Below are 15,953 nucleotides of genomic sequence, written 5' to 3'. Positions count from 1 at the left end.
CCGCATGCTACGCCTGCTCGACCTCCGGGCCGCCCCTGTTGCGCAGCCGCTTCTGGAAGCAGTGACGGCACTGCGCACCGGTTCGAACGATGCCGCGCAAACCGCCTTCCTGCGGCCGAGCTCGAAGTGGCATCGCCATCTTCGTGCCCAGGCGGCCGGTGATACTCGCCTCTGGAAGATTGCGGTTCTGTTCCATCTGCGCGATGCGTTCCGCTCCGGAGATATCTGGCTGGCCAGATCCCGGCGCTATGGCGATCTGAAACAGGCACTCGTTCCGGCGCAAGCTGTCGCGGAAGACGGCCGTCTCGCTGTGCCATTACGGCCGGAGGAATGGCTAGCAGATCGGCAAGCCCGCCTCGATATCCGGCTGCGCGAGCTGGGGCGTGCGGCACGCTCGGGAACGATTCCCGGCGGGTCGATCGAAAACGGCGTTCTGCATATCGAGAAGCTCGAAGCCGCCGCGCCGATCGGCGCCGAAGATCTGGTGCTTGATCTCTATAAGCAGATCCCGCCCACGCGCATCACCGATCTCTTATTGGAAGTGGATGCAGCGAGCGGCTTTACCGAAGCGTTCACCCATCTGCGCACGGGAGCGCCCTGCGCCGACCGGATCGGTCTGATGAACGTCATTCTTGCGGAAGGGGTCAACCTCGGCCTGCGCAAAATGGCTGACGCGACGAACACCCACACCTTCTGGGAATTGATCCGCATTGGACGGTGGCATGTCGAGGGCGAAGCCTACGACCGGGCGCTGGCGATCGTCGTCGAGGCGCAGGCGGCGTTACCCATGGCCCGGTTCTGGGGCATGGGCACCTCGGCTTCGAGCGACGGGCAATTCTTCGCCGCCACAGAGCATGGTGAGGCCATGAATCTGGTCAACGCGAAATACGGCAATACTCCGGGCCTGAAAGCTTATAGTCACGTCTCGGACCAATATGCGCCGTTCGCAATCCAGGTGATCCCTGCAACGGCGAGCGAAGCTCCTTACATCCTCGACGGCCTGCTCATGAACGATGCCGGCCGCCATGTCCGTGAACAGTTCGCCGACACGGGTGGCTTCACCGATCACGTCTTTGCCGCATGCGCCATTCTCGGCTACCGGTTCGCGCCCCGCATCCGCGATCTGCCGTCCAAGCGGCTCTATGCGTTCAACCCATCGGCCGCCCCGGCCCACTTGCGGGCAATGATCGGCGGAAAAATCAACCAGGCCATGATCGAGCGCAACTGGCCTGATATCCTGCGCATCGCCGCTACCATTGCCGCCGGAAGCATCGCGCCCAGCCAGATCCTGCGCAAGCTCGCCTCCTATCCGCGACAGAACGAACTGGCCACGGCCTTGCGCGAGGTCGGCCGCGTCGAGCGGACCTTGTTCATGATCGACTGGATTCTGGATGCCGAACTGCAACGCCGCGCCCAGATCGGGCTCAACAAGGGCGAGGCCCATCATGCGCTGAAACGTGCCATCAGCTTCCACCGGCGAGGCGAAATCCGCGACCGATCCGCCGAAGGCCAGCATTACCGGATCGCCGGCATGAACCTCCTCGCTGCCATCATCATCTTCTGGAACACCATGAAACTGGGCGAAGTCGTCGCCAACCAGAAGCGCGATGGAAAGGTGCTATCGCCCGATCTGCTGGCCCATGTCTCGCCGCTGGGATGGGAGCACATCAACCTCACCGGCGAATATAGGTGGCCGAAGGCATAGCGCCGCTATGCTGTCGCTTCTCCTAACCGCTCCGTTGCGACATTCTTAAATCACATGAAGCAATGTCCCGCCTGCGGCCAAGAGCACGACGACGATCCACGGCTGCGTCTTCCAGACGGTGAGCAGGAGAAACCCGGCCAACGCCAATGCGAAATCCGGTGGTGATAGAACCGCGCTTGTCCAAACCGGGTCGTAGAGGGCTGCGCCGAGGATGCCGACGACGGCGGCGTTTGCACCACGCATGGCGGCCTGAGCGGTCGGCCGCAACCGCAGCGCATCCCAATAGGGGAGCATTCCGTAGACCAGCAGGACACCCGGCAGGAAGATCGCAACGAGCGCGATGGACGCGCCCACGAGTCCATCGGGCGTGGGGCCCATGACCGTGCCGAGGTAGGCAGCAAAGGTGAACAGCGGCCCTGGGACGGCCTGCGCGAGACCGTAGCCGGTCAGGAAGGATTCGTTCGTGACCCAACCCGGCGCCACCACCTGTGCTTGCAACAAGGGGAGCACGACATGTCCGCCACCGAACACCAAAGCGCCGGAGCGGTAGAAAGCATCGAACAGCGCCACCGCCTGATGGCCAGTCGTCATGACCAGCAGCGGCGGGATCACGAAAAGCGCCAGAAACACAATGAGGGCGACTGCTCCGCCGCGACGCGAAACCGGAAAGCGGAGATGGCCTGTTGGCTTGGAAAGCTCGCCACGGCAGAGCCAGAGTCCGGCAACGGCTCCCAGCGCGATCGCCCCGATCTGGCCGAACGAGCCGCCGATGAAAACCACAATCGCGATCCCCACCAAGGCAATTGCGGCGCGTTCCCGATCGGGTGTGAGGTTCTTCGCCATGCCCCAGATCGCCTGCGCGACCACGGCGACGGCGACCAGCTTCAAGCCATGCAACACACCTTCCGCTATCGCTCCCGTAAATGCCGCTGCGCCGAGCGCGAAGGCAAACAGGATTGCGGCCGACGGAATCGTGAAGGCGAGCCAAGCGGCCAACCCGCCGAGCAACCCATTGCCGCGCAGGACACCGAGCGAGAATCCGACCTGACTCGAAGCGGGTCCGGGCAGGAACTGACAGAGGGCGACGAGATCCGCATACCCTTCCTCGTCGATCCACTTGCGGCGCACCACCAGCTCATCGCGGAAGTATCCAAGATGCGCAATTGGCCCGCCGAAGGACGTCAGCCCGAGTTTGAGGAACACGCGAAAGACTTCAAAAGGCGAGCCTGCGATAGGTTGCGCGAGGCGCACGGAATTATCATGCGCTGTCATCCCAACCTCCCGACGACACTCAGGTTCTCTATACGGTAAGCGCAGGTAAGCTGATTCAGCGGTGCTCTATCATCTCGCCGATCAGTTCGCGGACCTTGCCCCGAGCCATCTCCAGTGCCTCGCGGCCGAGCGGCGTGGCTCGATAGATGTGCCGGACGGAGCGACCCGCACGTTGCTTCTCGGAAACTAGATAGCCCTTCTTCTCCATCGATCGCAGCATCGGATAGAGCGTCCCGGCACTCAACTTGTAGCCATGATGGGCCAGTTCCTCGATCATCCACTGACCATAAACCTCGCCTTCGGCTGCATGATGCAGAACGTGAAGGCGAATGAGTCCGCTCAGCAGATCTTGATGTTCCATATGTCCACATGATCCCAAGGCATCCACTTTATCGAGAATCGTTATCGAAATTCGATAGTATGAATTGCCCGTGTCGCGTCAATAGCAGGATTTGCCTTTCTAAAATGATGCGTTCGCTTAGCGTAGGATTCCGCCCCCTTCCGCAAACGCCCCCTTGCTGACCGCCGCCGGCCCCATCGTCGCAGAAACTGAACCCAAGACATTGTTCTGGGCGGCGCTGCAGATTGACGGGAACAACTTCGCCATCTTCGACATCTTTGCCGACAACTCTGGCCGCGAAGCGCACTTTGCCGGACAAGTCGCCGGACTCCTGAATGAAAAGGCTTCAGAATTGATCTCAGGTGGATGGGACGACGGTGTGGTGGCAAACGTCCACAATTTCGAAATCCTCGCTACCAAGTAATCTCGAGGTGACTTGAGAAAGAAGTGCCCGGTGCAATCCATCGGGCGCTTTGCTGTTTGAATTTAGATTCACGCCAAAGCGGCCGTGCCGGAACTGGCAAGCGAAGCTCGCACTCGCCTCCGGCTTGGAAAGGGCGGCTATCGGCGGGAACATGTCCGCGCCTTCGCCCAACACGCCGAGATCGCGGACGACGCGATCTACATCGAGGGCAGCAAAAAACACCCTATTGAGGACGCCGGTAGCCACCAAAGGAGGAAAGTCGGCGGGAATCGGCGTTCCCGGTTTTTACCAAAGTGGCGGACCGGGTGGGATTCGAACATATACGCCGAAGTAATCGGCTTGCGCTTGGCTACGCCGTGAGCAATGTCGGCTTTCGGGACGCCGCAAGCGGCAGTCGAACGGCCGGAAAGGGGGCGCATTGCGGTCAAAGTACAGTAGCCTGCTGAACGGCCGCTTTCCCGGCTTGGGCGCCCAGAAGCGGTCGGGCAGCTTGCCACCCCATACTCGCCTTCTTCAAAGCGCTCTGATTATGCCGAACTGCCGCATGGCCGACAGCAGACGCAGCAGCCGCCGAACTCGGCCATGCGGCATAATCCAGCTTACGGCATAATGCACATGCTCGTGGCTCAACACCGCCACGTAGGACGCGGCGTCGCGAAAGGCTGCGAACGGCGGCATCTGGATGTGATCGGTCGCCGGCGCGTAGTATGCCTGTGAACCGCCGTGCCGGATCACCGAGCCGGTATTGGCAAAGAAGCGATCGGCGTGCGCGATCCGCTGGACTGGATCGATCACCGGCGCCGCCTGCCGGTAGAAGTGGTCGGGCAGCCCGGCGATCTGCTCGACATTGAAAACCGAGTAGGTTTTCAGGAACGGAATGTCGCGTTCGACCTCGCCGCCAGCGGCGTCGGTTTCCGTCCGGGTGATGCGGCTCGCATAGATGACGGTCGCGCCAGACTCGCCTTTCCGGACATGGCCGTCGAGCTCGATCGCCTGCTTGAACGTCATCCAGGTCGGCGACGTGAATCCACGCGCGAGCGCCTCCGACCAAAGCAGGAGCACGTTCATGCCGGTGTAGGGTTCGCCGTTGTGGCGCAACGGCCGGGTAATCCGCCGTCCGGCATGCCCCGCGCTCCAGGGCTGGACCCAAGGCCGGACACCCTTTTCCAGATCCGCGACGATGCGATCGGTGATGCGCGCATAGATGTGACGGCCTGCAATGATGATCGGCTCGGCGCGAGATTATAGGGGCACTCCGGCGCACGCTCTCTAAGACTCTATGGCTGTCCGGACGCACACTATCTGAGAACGGGCGCACACTAAGTGATACCGACGCGGGATGCCTTCGCGTCGGCGCACGCTTTGTGAGATGGCCAGATGTTAGCTGGCGACCACACTCACCCGTTCAGGACTTCATCAATGATCTGGCGCAATTCCGGGGCTGCGCGTCGAGGATCGCCGATGCCGAAGGGTGGCTCGGGAGCGTACTCCATCGCGAGCTCGACAGCCTGGGCAATCTCCGGCCCCGCGACATGCTCGCAAATCCGCAAGCCGAGGTCGATACCGGCGGTGACGCCTGCGGAGGTCCAATACTTTCCATCCACGGTGACCCGGTCGCCGGTATATGTTGGGGTCGTTACATAAAACGGGCACAGAAATACGCTAAGCGGCCCGGTCCCCTTGGTCGGATCTAGTTGGAGGGATCACCGCCGAATGTCTGCTGATGGTGGAAACCGGACCGGCCGCTTTAGAGCATAACTGCCGCTCGTTCACACTTTCTGGTCGGCTACCAAGCAAGCCGAAATCGGGCGTTCAGGCCCAAGTTGTCGGTTCCTAGAAGCGAATGCACGCCTCTCCCCGGGGATTTTTACGATCAAGAGATTGTTCGAAATTATCCGGGCACGCCAGATTCTTCAAAAGCCTAAATAGCTTAGCGGCTCCCTTGGCGGAGCCACTAAGCCGTGCTGCGACACTGGTCGCGTATATGTCGCTTTTGGCGGATTGCAGGTGCAAGGCGCAACCTCAGGCCTGGCGCCGCACTGTGTCCGAATTCGGGTCTGGTCAGACAAGGGGCAGCGTGGAGTCGGTTGTGATCACCGCAACTGACTGTCCTTGCTGCCCCGCCGATTGAACGCTGCGGCTAGCGGCCGGTCGCGGCTGCCCTGGCAGGTCACGCAGGTGCGCACCCCGGGTATGGCGCGGACGGCGGACCCCCGGGGATGTCGTCGCCGCAGATTGCACAATATGGCTCACTCGCTCCGCTGGGCATGCTTGCCCGGGCGGCCAGCACCGCGTCCGCCACCGTATCGTCGATCTGATCCTGAACCGCGCCATCGCGCGTCCAACCGCCGGCCATCTGCCTCTCCTTATCTGCGTAATATGGGATGCAGGCGACGTCGGTGCCATCGCGAATGCGCTATCGGATGTCCGCTTCTGGATAGCCGTTCACGTTGCGCGGACGACCGCTCAGCGTAAGACTACTTAGGCGATTGTCCGGAGGCCGGCTCGATCGGGCTGCTGGCCACCGGGACGATGTGCAGGCCGAGCACCTGCTTCAGCCAAGTGTGGGCAGGGGTCTACAGCATGGGAAGCCGGCGCGGCCGGGGGCCGAGCGGGAATGCCGCGTCGATCCGGGCGAGTTCGGCGTCCGTCAGCCGCAATGTGCCGGCACCCGCGTTGTCGGCGGCGTGCTCGGGGCTGGACGCCTTGGGGATCGTGAACACCGACGGCCGCCGCACCAGGGAGCGGAGCGCAACCTGGCGCGCGGTCGCGCCGTGGTTCGCCGCGATCTCCTCCAACACGCGGCCGCCCGGCGTGCTCGGGCCGGGGAAGTCGCCATGGCCGAACGGGCTGTAGGCGACGGCGGCGACGCCGTGCGCCTCGCACCAAGGCAGCACGGCGTGCTCGATCGCGCGCTCGCCCAGGTTGTAGAGCACTTGGTTGCAGGCGATCCGGTCCTCGCCCCCCGCCCTCCACGCGGCATCGAGGTCGGGCACGTCGAAGTTGCTAACGCCCCAGGACAGGATCTTGCCCTGTTCGCGGAGCCGCTCGAAGGCGGCAAAGGTATCCTCGAGCGGGTGCGGGCCGGGCCAGTGCAGGAGGTAGCAGTCCAGCCTATCGGTGCGCAGGCGCGCGAGCGAGCGCTCGCAGGCCGCCACCGTTCCGCCACGCGAGGCGTTGCTCGGCAGGACCTTGGAGACGAGGAAGACCTCGTCGCGCCGCCCCGCGATGGCCTCGCCGACCACGGTCTCGGCATCGCCGTACATCTCGGCGGTGTCGATGTGGGTCATGCCGAGGTCCACACCGCGGCGCAGGGCGGCGACCGCGGTGGACCGGTGCGCGTCGTCGATGTACCAAGTGCCCTGGCCGATCACCGGGACTTCGCGCGGCACGGGGCCGAATGGGCGCCGCTCCATAGTCTCCGGTCCCGGCGAAGACGGCCCCTGCTGCGCGGCGGCGGGTGTCACGCGGTCACCGCCTGCGGCGACACCTGCTCGAATCCGTCCGTCACTAGGATCGCAACCTTCAGGCCGATGAGAGTCTCATTCGCCATCTCTCCATCTCCTACGACAACTTGTCGCTTCGAAATTCGCTTCGTCTACCCCGAACGCTTCAACCAACTAACCGTCTGACCCGCGGCACGCCCTCGTCCGACCGGCGACGCGGACCGTGCCTTCCCACTCAAACTTGCGCTTCGTGCAGCCCCTGGGCTGATCCGCACCGCCCCGCGGGCGCCACCTGCTCTACGCGGGCTGCTTCTCCGCGACGACGTCGAGCTGCTCGATCGTGGGCTTCTCGAAGAGCACGCCCGTGTTCTCACCGAGCGCTTTCGCGACCTCACCCGACAGGTGCGCCTGGCGCCCGTCTTCGTCGGGAAAGGCGTCGAAGATCCCGAACGACGAGGGTCCGAACTGGATTCCGAACCACCTGACGGTCTTGGGCTCCCCTTCGACGATCGACAGCCCCTGGTTCAAGAAGCCGCGGACGTCGTCCTCCCTGCCGGGTAGTGCTTCGAGGCGTACCAGAAGCGCTTTGCTGACCTGCGTTGCCATATTGAATCTCTCCTTTGCCTGGTTCGGGTTGTCGCGACGATCAGAACGCGGCTGCGGCCGCCTCGGCGACCGTCTGATCCTGTTCGCCGCTGCCCCCGCTCACTCCTACCGCCCCGACGACCTGGCCGTCTTGGCGGAGCGGGATGCCGCCGGCGAAGATCATCACCCGGCCATGATTGGAGCTCTGGATGCCGTAGAACTGCTTGCCGGGCTGAGCGTTCTCGGCCAGGTCCTTGGTGGCGATGTCGAAGGCGCGCGCCGTGAAGGCCTTGTTGATCGAGATGTCGACGCTGCCCACCCACGCGTGGTCCATGCGGATGTGGGAGACGAGGTTGCCGCCCGCGTCGACCACGGCCACGTTGCTCGGCGACCCGATCTCGCCCGCCTTGGCCTGACCGGCGGCGATCACGCGCTGAGCGTCTTCGAGCGATACGGATTCTTGCTTGATGGTCATGGCATCCTCCTTAGGTGTCACTTGGATCATTGTCGACCGGCGTTTCACGGTCGCCGCGCCGCCGTCTCTTCGGTGCGCCACAGCTGCGTCTGGGACGATCATAGCCCACTGCAGGCGCGCATAATCAAGCGCCTGCGACCATAACTATTCGACGGTATCGCTTAACGGACGAAAGGAGAAAAGCGCGGTGGGCAGCGAAGCGGGGGCGCCCGGCTTGTACCAGTTCGTATCCTGAATATGCGAGGCAGTCACGTAGATCGTCCCGTCGGGGCCCTCCGACAGCGTATCGGGCCAGCGCAGCCTCTTGTCGGTCACCACCGGCTCCAGCGCATCGCCCGTCCAACATTTCACCGAATTGTCGGTTGGCGATGTGACGTAGAGCGTGTCGTCGCTGCCCATCCAGAGTCCGTCCGCGACGTTGGTCGTGCCGACGGTCTTCACGGCCGCTTCGACGTCGGGGGTCGGAGTGCCCTTGCCCAGTTTCGATGTTTCGATCGAATAGAGCGTGCGGCCGGTCAGCGCCTGCCAGTAAAGCGTCGCTCCATCGTTGGAGATCGCGAGGCTGTCCGACGAGAAGGTCGGCTGGCGGCCGTCGGGCCGGCGCAGGGGCTTGCCGTCGATCTCGACGATCACGTCCTTCTCGACCTGCGTCGACTTATGGCCGTCGAGCGCGCGAAAGGCGTCGCCGGTATCAAGGTCGACGACGATGATCGCGCCGCGCGTGCCGGAATCGGTGATATAGCCGGTCTTGCCGTCAGCGCTGAAGCGGATGTCGTTGAGATAGGTGCCCTGCAGGGCCACCGTCTCGTCGAACAGGATCGTCTTGGTGACCTGATCGGTGGCAAGATCGATGCGGGCCAGCTTGGGGCCGCCGGGCAGGATTTTCTCATTGCCGGGCGCCGCAGGGTCTAGCACCCACAAGGCGCCCCGACCATCGGCCACGATCGATTGCACACAGACAAAATATTCGCCGACCGGCATCTCGTTTGCCTTGGCGTTGCGCCACGAATTCCATTTTTCGTCCGGATAGGCCTTGAGTTCTCCGCCCGGCAGCAATTCGGCGACGGAAATCGGGGCGTCATCGGTCCAGCGCAGGAAACAGACGAAGATTCGGCCGCCCTCGGTGACACTTACGCCGGTTACCTGATGGTCGAAATCCGCGACCTTGGTTAGCTTCGAATCCGTGCCCGCGAACTTGAACGCGAGCGCGGCTCCGGCTGCCGCAGTCGCCGGCGACGGCTGCCCCAACCAGCGTCTTTTGCTTGATGTCCATCAGACTGTCCTTCTCTCAAGCGACCGGCGCGGCCGACGCGTCCACGCTCGTCCTCTGCTCACCGCCGGCGGATGCAATCTTGAACGCCAGGATTTGTGCGCGGTGGATCTGCGGAGGCTCGGCGAACAGCGGAGCGGCGCTTCCGGACAGTGCCGTGCCGACTTCGCCCGACAGATGCGCCTCGCGCCCTGCCTCGTCGGCAAAGGTATCGAGGATAGCGAACCGGGTCTTGCCGAGGCGCAGAGCTTACCACGACAGGGTGCCCGGCTCCCGCTCCACGGCCGATCGGGCTCCTTGCAGGAAGCGGGCAACCTCTTCCTCCGCGCCGTCCCGCGCCTCCAGCGGAACGTGCAGGGCCAGGCGCGGCTGGACGTCCGCGGCCGGCAGCTTGAGGGCAAGGATGTCGGCCGGCTCGATCTCCGGCAGTCCGTTGAGGATGGTGAAGGTCTTCACCACCAGCGCGCGGCCGACCTGGCCCAACAGATGCTTCAGCCGGCCGGCATTGCCGGGGAAGGTATCGAAAATGGCGAAGTCGGCGGGGCCGAAGCGCAGCGCGTACCAGTGCCGCGTGTCCGGCTCATGCTCGACCGGCTCCAGTGCGCCCCGGAGGAACTCGGCGACATCTTCCTGGTGGGGTGGCTCGGCTTCAATGCCCACGAACAGGGCTTTGTGCATCTTTCCTCTCCTTGTTTCGATGGTGGCCGCCCCGGCGACATCCATCTCGTCAATGGAACTAGCGAGCAGGTGGCCAACGGCGCACCCCTCCCCATTGCTTCCGGCGCGGCGAAGAACCTCGACCGCTGCGGCCCGATCCGGCATTCAAGCCTCCGACTGCTCAGGCGGGGACCGCCGTCTGGCTTTCGAACCGGGCGATCATCGCGTCGTTGAACGTACGAAGATCCGGCCATCCGCGGTGACGCTTATCCCGGTCACCTGGTGGTCGAAATCCGCCACCTTGGTGAGCTTCGAATCCGTGCCCGCGGACTTAGACGCGGACAAGGCTCCGGCGGCCGCGGTGCCGGCGACGGCAGCGCCAACGAGCGCCTTTTGCTTCGTGTCCATCAGACTGTCCTTTCAGGTCGTTGAGGCTCGATTCGATAGCGTCAACAAGCCGGTGAGCAGCCGGTTCCAAGCCATTTTGTCAAATCTTTCCGTAACGCAGGAACGTTTTTTCCAGATGGCTGGTTCACCTGCCATTCACCCAAAAAAGGAAATCCGAAATGCGCGCGCTCTGCTGGCACGGAAAAGGCGACGTTCGGGTGGACACCGTCCCCGATCCCGAGATCAAGCATCCGCGCGACGTGATCATCAAGATCACCGCCTGCGCGATCTGCGGCTCTGACCTCCATTTGCTCGACGGCTACCAGCCGACGATGGAAGCCGGCGACATCATGGGCCACGAGAATATGGGCGAGGTGGTCGAGGTCGGTTCAGAAATCACAAACCTGCAAAAAGGCGACCGCGTCGTCGTCCCCTTCACGATCAGCTGCGGCTCGTGCTGGTTCTGCAAGCAGGGCCTGTTCTCCTGCTGCGACACCACCAATCCCAACGCCGAGATGGCGATCAAAGCGATGGGCCACTCGCCCGCCGGCCTGTTCGGCTTTTCCCACATGCTCGGCGGCTATTGCGGCGGCCAGGCCGAATATCTGCGCGTACCGATGGCCGATGTCGGGCCGATCAAGGTCCCGGACAATATCACGGACGAGCAGGCTTTGTTCCTGTCCGACATCTTCCCGACCGGCTACATGGCGGCCGAGAACGCCCAGATAAAGCCCGGCGACACGGTGGCGGTATGGGGCTGCGGCCCCGTCGGCCAGTTCGCGATCCGATCGGCGATCATGATGGGAGCGGGCCGTGTAATCGCGATCGACGAGGTGCCCGAGCGGCTCGCCATGGCCGAGGCCGGCGGCGCCGAGACGATCAACTTCGCCAATGTCGACGTTTATGACGAGCTGATGGCGCGCACCGACAATCGCGGCCCCGACAGCGCGATCGACTGTGTCGGCTGCGAGGCATCCGCTCACGGCTCCGCCGACGCGATGCTCGACAAGGCCAAAGCGACCGTCTTCCTCGCCACCGACCGCGTCCACGTCCTTCGCGAGGCGATTTTCAGCGTCCGCAAGGGCGGCACGATCTCGATCCCCGGCGTCTATGTCGGCATGGGTGACAAGCTCCCGATCGGGGCGGCCATGAACAAGGGCCTGACCCTCAAGATGGGGCAGACCCACGTCCAGGCCTATACCAAGCCGCTGCTCGACAAGATCGTCGCCGGCGAGATCGACCCGAGCTTCGTCGTCACCCACCCGCCAGCCTCGAGGATGCTCCCGAACTGTACAAGCAGTTCCGCGACAAGGAGAACGGCGTCATCAAGGTGGTTCTGCGGCCCTGAGACGCAGCAGGCTCAATGCGATCTGGATTGTCCTCGTCGATGAAACCCACGTCTCCTATGCCGGAGCATGCTGGTTAGGCAGGGACGGGCTGATGGCTTCCACGCATGGTGCTGAGCACGGGCTGAAGCGCTTCGCAGGATTCACCGACGCGGTCTTCGCGATCGCGCTGACGTTGCTGTTCGTCGAAATCGTGCCGCCCGGCAGTCCGGACGGGCCGCCCGCCGCTGCGGACGTCGCGCGGGCGGTCGCCGAACAGTGGCGGGATCACCTGGCGCTGATCGTCAGCTTCCTCGGCATCGGCATCTACTGGCTACAGCATTATTACAGCGGCAGTCTCTACGCCAAGAGCGATCATGTTTTCAGTCTGATCAACCTGGGCTTCCTGTTCGGCATCATGGCGTTGCCGTATCCGTCACGGCTTTGGGCTTTTCACTTGGGCAGCGCGGGAGAGGCTGAGGCGAGTGCGATTCTCGCGGCCGTGCTACTGCTTCCATCGCTGTTCTGGCTCATGAAGTGGTTCTACGCGAGCCGACACCGTCGGCTGATCGATCGTCGCCTCGCGCCCGACTACGTCACTCAGATGACGCGGCGCTACGTGGCGGGAACGGCGGTTCTGGCGCTTGCGGTGCTGATCGCGCTGGTCGCTCCTCGGATTGGCCTTGGCCTCAGCTTCGCCGCCACCGCCTATTGGATATTGCCGCAGCCCAAGCCCCGCTACCGGTCGGGAGAAGAACCGAGCGAAGAGGAGAGAACAAACGATTGATCGCGTCTTGCTCGTAGCACATCAACCTCATCGGCGACTATCTCCGGACCGAACCCGCCACCAAACCGGGGCAGCTCCGGCCGTTACGTCCGGTGCTCAGCCCGCCGCTGTCCCGAGCTGCTTAGCATATATCTGTGCCCGTTCTATGTACCGCCCCAGGTTGCGCCGAGCTTCCCCAGTAATCCTTCGCGCGCCAATTAGTGGTCGCCTGTCTCCCTCGCAGCAGTCCCGCGCCCGCGAGGATAAGTGAACCGGTACAGAAGGAGCCCGTGATGGTGGTGTCCCGGTCGAGCCGGGTAAACTCTGCCTTGAGCGCCGTATCGCCCATGCAGGCGCGCAGTCCGTCACCATTACCGCCTGGGGACTAGCAGCACGTCCGTGCGGTCGATGTCGGCGAGCGCGCTGGTGCAATGCAGCTTTAGGAACTGATCGCCCGTCGAAACCGGTTCGCCCGTCGCGCTGACGAACACGATGTCTCGATCAGGCAAGCGGGAGAGTGACTCGTACACGCCAATGGGGTCGAGCGCGGTGACGCCGTCAAAGAGGAAGATGGTGATCTTCATGGCCGCTCCTTTTGTGAACGGCCCAGGCGAGCGGCCTTTTGCGCCACGCGCTTCCCGATGGTCGCTTCGTCCAGGTCGCCAGTCACGCGCGGCAAGTCACCTTACCAGCCCTGATGGTGGTTGTGAACGACAGGTGAGGCAAACGGATCGCCAGGAAAACGGCCGGTTTTCTTGCGGTCGCGATCGGCAACCTGAACAGGTCCGCTTCGAATGAGAAAAGCCGTTGCGGAAACCAGCGCCAGAATGCAGGGTGGCAACCGTCTTTCCTTGCGGGCGAACCTACCTCCAATGCTGATCGGCTACGTCCGCGTCTCGAAAGCCGATGGCACACAGACCCTGGAGCCGCAGCGCGATGCGTTGCTCGCGGCCGGCATCGACCCGAGCCGCATCTATCAGGATCTCGCATCCGGGCGCCACGATGCCCGCCCTGGATTGATCGCCTGCCTCAAGGCGCTCCAGCCCGGCAACACGCTCGTGATCTGGAAGCTAGACCGGCTCGGCCGCGATCTCCGCCACCTTGTTATCACCGCGGAGGACCTCCGCTCGCGCGGGATCGGCTTGAAGGTGCTCACCGGTGCCGGCGCACAGATCGACACGACGACCGCCAACGGCCGGCTCGCATTCGGCATCTTCGCCGCGTTCGCGGAGTTCGAGCGCGAGCTGATTACCGAGCGCACGCGCGCTGGGCAGTGCGGCCGCGCGCGCCAGGGGGGCGGATGGGCGGTCGGCCTCGCAAGATGGACCGCCCCACACTGCAGATGGCGATGGCCGCGCTGAGCGACCGCAAGGCGGTCGCGGCCGAGGTGGCCAAGCGGCTCGGCATGACCACCACGACACTATACTACTATGTCAACGGCGACGGCACGCCCAAGGCGCCCGGCCAAGCAATCCTTGACGGGAAGCCGGCACCAAGACGCCGGCACGAGCGCGCGAAGAGCGGCAAGCGGCGTGAGCGCAGGCCGGACACCCGTTCCGGCTGAGGCGCTCGCGACCCTGAAACGCCGACTGGCGGCGCTGCCGCCCCGACATCCCGACCGCAAGGAGATGATGGCGTCGACGTGCCGGCTCTACGCCGTGTCTCGCGCCACCCTATACCGGGCACTGGGCGGCGATCACCGCCCGCGCGACGCGCATCGTGCCGACCGAGGGCATGCGCGCGTCATGGGCGACGGCGACGTGGAACGCTGGTGCGAGATCGTCGCCGCAGTGAAGAAGAGCACCACCAACCGCAAGGGCCGCCACCTCTCGACCGCGCGGGCGCTCAAGCTGGTCGAGGAACACGGCGTACATACGCCCGACGGCCACCGCCAGCTCACGCCCGGGCTGCTCACCATCTCGACGTTGAACCGGCATATGCGCCGGCTCGGCTACGATCACGCCCGCATGACGCGCGAGCCCGCGGCCGTCCGCTTTCAGGCGGAGCACGCGAACGACCTTTGGCACTTCGACATGAGCCCGTCGGACCTGAAGCAACTCGCCGTGCCTCCACCCTGGGTGGACCTGGAGCGGGGCGGTGCACCGACGCTGATGCTGTTCTCGGTCGTCGACGACCGCTCCGGGCTCGCCTACCTCGAATATCATTGTGTCTATGGCGAGGACGTCGAGGCGGCGCTGGGTTTCCTGTTCCGGGCCATGTCGCCCAAGCCCGAGGGGACCACCAACCCGCTCCAGGGCATCCCCAAGCGGCTGTATCTCGATAACGGCCCGGTCGCGAAGTCGGCCGTGTTCAAGCGGGTGATGGAGAGCCTCGACATCGATGCCACCCCGCACATGCCGGCAAGCTCGGACGGCGCGCGCACGACCGCGCGCGCCAAGGGCAAGGTCGAGCGCCCGTTCCGGACCGTGAAGGAGGCGCACGAGACGCTCTACCACCATCACCAGCCCGACACCGAAGCGGAGGCGAACGCGTGGCTCGTCCGCTTCGTCGACCGCGAGAATGCCCGCGATCATCGGACCGAACCGCACGCGCGCATCAATGACTGGCTGGAGAACCAGCCCGAGGGCGGGGTGCGCGCGATGTGCGAGTGGGAACGGTTCTGCTCCTTCGCGCGCGAGCCCGAGCGGCGCACGGTCGGGCTGGACGCGCGCGTATCGGTCGCGGGCGTCACCTACGAACTCGATCCCGAGCTCGCCGGCGAGACGGTCGTGCTGTGGTGGGGGCTTTTCGACGCTGAGCTGTTCGCCGAACTCGGCGACGAGCGTTACGGCCCCTTCGATCCGGTTGGTGGACCAGTGCCGATCCACCGCTACCGCAAGCACCGGAAGACCCGCCGCGACGTGCGCCAGGATCGCGTCACCGAGCTTGCGGCCCGCATCACCATCCCGCGTTCCGCCCTGTCCGGCGAACTCGACCTGGTCGCGCGCGAGCCGCAGCGCGCCGCGGTCATCACGCGGCCGTTCGCCGGTCCCGACCGGTTCGAGGAGCTGGCGTTCGCGACGCCGTTGAAGGCGCGCGCGTCGATCGCGGACGAGCTGCGGGTGCCGCTCGGCAAGCTCGCTGCGGACGACCTCGACTTCATCGCCGACCTCCTCGGCCGAACGCTGATCCGCGCCGAGGTGATGACGGCCATACGAGAACGGTTCCCGCCGGGTCGCGCCCATGCGGGTTGAGGAGCTTTATCCATGCTGACCGAAGTCATGCGCCACTACCGGCTCGCCCGTCCGCCCGTCGATGCCGGCTTCTACGAGACCGAGCATCACAAGCAGATCGTTCACGA

At 64.3% G+C, this 15,953-nt stretch carries 14 protein-coding genes, 3 pseudogenes and 1 riboswitch (1 of these 18 running past the window's edge); of the genes and pseudogenes, 6 read left to right on the top strand and 11 right to left on the bottom strand.

Going from position 1 to position 15,953, the window contains the following annotated elements; translation table 11 throughout:
* Nucleotides 1–1,705, top strand: the 3' portion of a protein-coding gene (locus BN32_RS25225; RefSeq protein WP_040427743.1) for a Tn3 family transposase. It extends 1,181 nt beyond the left edge of the window; 1,705 of the gene's 2,886 nt are visible here — the last part of the coding sequence; the start codon falls outside the window, past its left edge; it ends in the stop codon at nucleotides 1,703–1,705.
* Between the two features lie 45 nt (nucleotides 1,706–1,750).
* On the opposite strand, the gene chrA is transcribed toward BN32_RS25225, so the two are convergent.
* Together chrA and BN32_RS25215 are read right to left on the bottom strand one after the other, a co-directional pair.
* Nucleotides 1,751–2,977: a chromate efflux transporter gene (gene chrA / locus BN32_RS25220; protein ID WP_019200122.1), complete on the bottom strand. Its 1,227-nt coding sequence runs from the start codon at nucleotides 2,975–2,977 to the stop codon at nucleotides 1,751–1,753.
* 55 nt (nucleotides 2,978–3,032) lie between these two features.
* Nucleotides 3,033–3,338: a PadR family transcriptional regulator gene (locus BN32_RS25215; protein ID WP_019200123.1), complete on the bottom strand. Its 306-nt coding sequence runs from the start codon at nucleotides 3,336–3,338 to the stop codon at nucleotides 3,033–3,035.
* 154 nt (nucleotides 3,339–3,492) lie between these two features.
* On the opposite strand from BN32_RS25215, the gene BN32_RS25210 reads away from it, so the two are divergent.
* On the top strand, nucleotides 3,493–3,741 hold the full coding sequence (locus tag BN32_RS25210; RefSeq protein WP_019200124.1) for a hypothetical protein: 249 nt from the start codon (nucleotides 3,493–3,495) through the stop codon (nucleotides 3,739–3,741).
* A gap of 597 nt (nucleotides 3,742–4,338) precedes the next feature.
* Here BN32_RS25210 and BN32_RS25200 read toward each other — a convergent pair.
* The 8 genes and pseudogenes from BN32_RS25200 to BN32_RS25165 all read right to left on the bottom strand — a co-directional run.
* Nucleotides 4,339–4,968 (bottom strand): annotated as a pseudogene (locus BN32_RS25200) (ArdC family protein); the annotation flags it as partial.
* 170 nt (nucleotides 4,969–5,138) lie between these two features.
* On the bottom strand, nucleotides 5,139–5,345 hold the full coding sequence (locus tag BN32_RS25195) for a type 1 glutamine amidotransferase family protein (RefSeq protein WP_019200126.1): 207 nt from the start codon (nucleotides 5,343–5,345) through the stop codon (nucleotides 5,139–5,141).
* Nucleotides 5,346–6,317: 972 nt separating this feature from the next.
* Nucleotides 6,318–7,157, bottom strand: a complete 840-nt coding sequence (locus BN32_RS25190) for an aldo/keto reductase (protein WP_019200128.1) — start codon at nucleotides 7,155–7,157, stop codon at nucleotides 6,318–6,320.
* A 327-nt stretch (nucleotides 7,158–7,484) separates the two neighbouring features.
* A complete protein-coding gene (locus tag BN32_RS25185; protein WP_019200130.1) occupies nucleotides 7,485–7,793 on the bottom strand; it encodes a putative quinol monooxygenase in 309 nt (102 codons plus the stop codon).
* 40 nt (nucleotides 7,794–7,833) lie between these two features.
* Nucleotides 7,834–8,247 carry a GlcG/HbpS family heme-binding protein gene (locus BN32_RS25180; RefSeq protein WP_019200131.1) on the bottom strand — a complete coding sequence of 138 codons (414 nt, stop codon included), beginning with the start codon at nucleotides 8,245–8,247 and terminating at the stop codon, nucleotides 7,834–7,836.
* Between the two features lie 144 nt (nucleotides 8,248–8,391).
* Nucleotides 8,392–9,495 carry an L-dopachrome tautomerase-related protein gene (locus BN32_RS25175; RefSeq protein WP_040427739.1) on the bottom strand — a complete coding sequence of 368 codons (1,104 nt, stop codon included), beginning with the start codon at nucleotides 9,493–9,495 and terminating at the stop codon, nucleotides 8,392–8,394.
* Nucleotides 9,496–9,766: 271 nt separating this feature from the next.
* The gene (locus BN32_RS28305; protein WP_430641984.1) at nucleotides 9,767–10,339 is read right to left on the bottom strand and encodes a hypothetical protein; all 573 of its coding nucleotides are present in this window, start codon (nucleotides 10,337–10,339) and stop codon (nucleotides 9,767–9,769) included.
* Between the two features lie 54 nt (nucleotides 10,340–10,393).
* Nucleotides 10,394–10,582 carry a hypothetical protein gene (locus BN32_RS25165; RefSeq protein WP_019200135.1) on the bottom strand — a complete coding sequence of 63 codons (189 nt, stop codon included), beginning with the start codon at nucleotides 10,580–10,582 and terminating at the stop codon, nucleotides 10,394–10,396.
* Nucleotides 10,583–10,740: 158 nt separating this feature from the next.
* On the opposite strand from BN32_RS25165, the pseudogene BN32_RS25160 reads away from it, so the two are divergent.
* A pseudogene (locus BN32_RS25160) lies at nucleotides 10,741–11,909 on the top strand (zinc-dependent alcohol dehydrogenase).
* A gap of 92 nt (nucleotides 11,910–12,001) precedes the next feature.
* Nucleotides 12,002–12,673 carry a TMEM175 family protein gene (locus BN32_RS25155; protein WP_040427737.1) on the top strand — a complete coding sequence of 224 codons (672 nt, stop codon included), beginning with the start codon at nucleotides 12,002–12,004 and terminating at the stop codon, nucleotides 12,671–12,673.
* A gap of 350 nt (nucleotides 12,674–13,023) precedes the next feature.
* Here the strand turns inward: BN32_RS25155 and BN32_RS25775 are convergent, their stop codons facing one another.
* Complete coding sequence (locus BN32_RS25775; protein WP_019200136.1) at nucleotides 13,024–13,236, bottom strand: type 1 glutamine amidotransferase family protein; 213 nt, start codon at nucleotides 13,234–13,236, stop codon at nucleotides 13,024–13,026.
* Nucleotides 13,237–13,249: 13 nt separating this feature from the next.
* Nucleotides 13,250–13,332: riboswitch (ZMP/ZTP riboswitch) on the bottom strand.
* Between the two features lie 192 nt (nucleotides 13,333–13,524).
* On the opposite strand from BN32_RS25775, the pseudogene BN32_RS25145 reads away from it, so the two are divergent.
* Nucleotides 13,525–14,129: pseudogene (locus BN32_RS25145) on the top strand (recombinase family protein); the annotation flags it as partial.
* A gap of 55 nt (nucleotides 14,130–14,184) precedes the next feature.
* Entirely contained in the window at nucleotides 14,185–15,846 is a 1,662-nt protein-coding gene (locus tag BN32_RS25140) for an IS481 family transposase (RefSeq protein ID WP_040427735.1), read from the top strand.
* The last annotated feature ends 107 nt before the right edge of the window (nucleotides 15,847–15,953 follow it).

The sequence above is a fragment of the Afipia birgiae 34632 genome, assembly GCF_000308295.2.
GTDB lineage: Bacteria > Pseudomonadota > Alphaproteobacteria > Rhizobiales > Xanthobacteraceae > Afipia > Afipia birgiae.
Note: the sequence above shows the minus strand (reverse complement) of the source record. Positions and strands in the feature narration are given on the sequence as shown.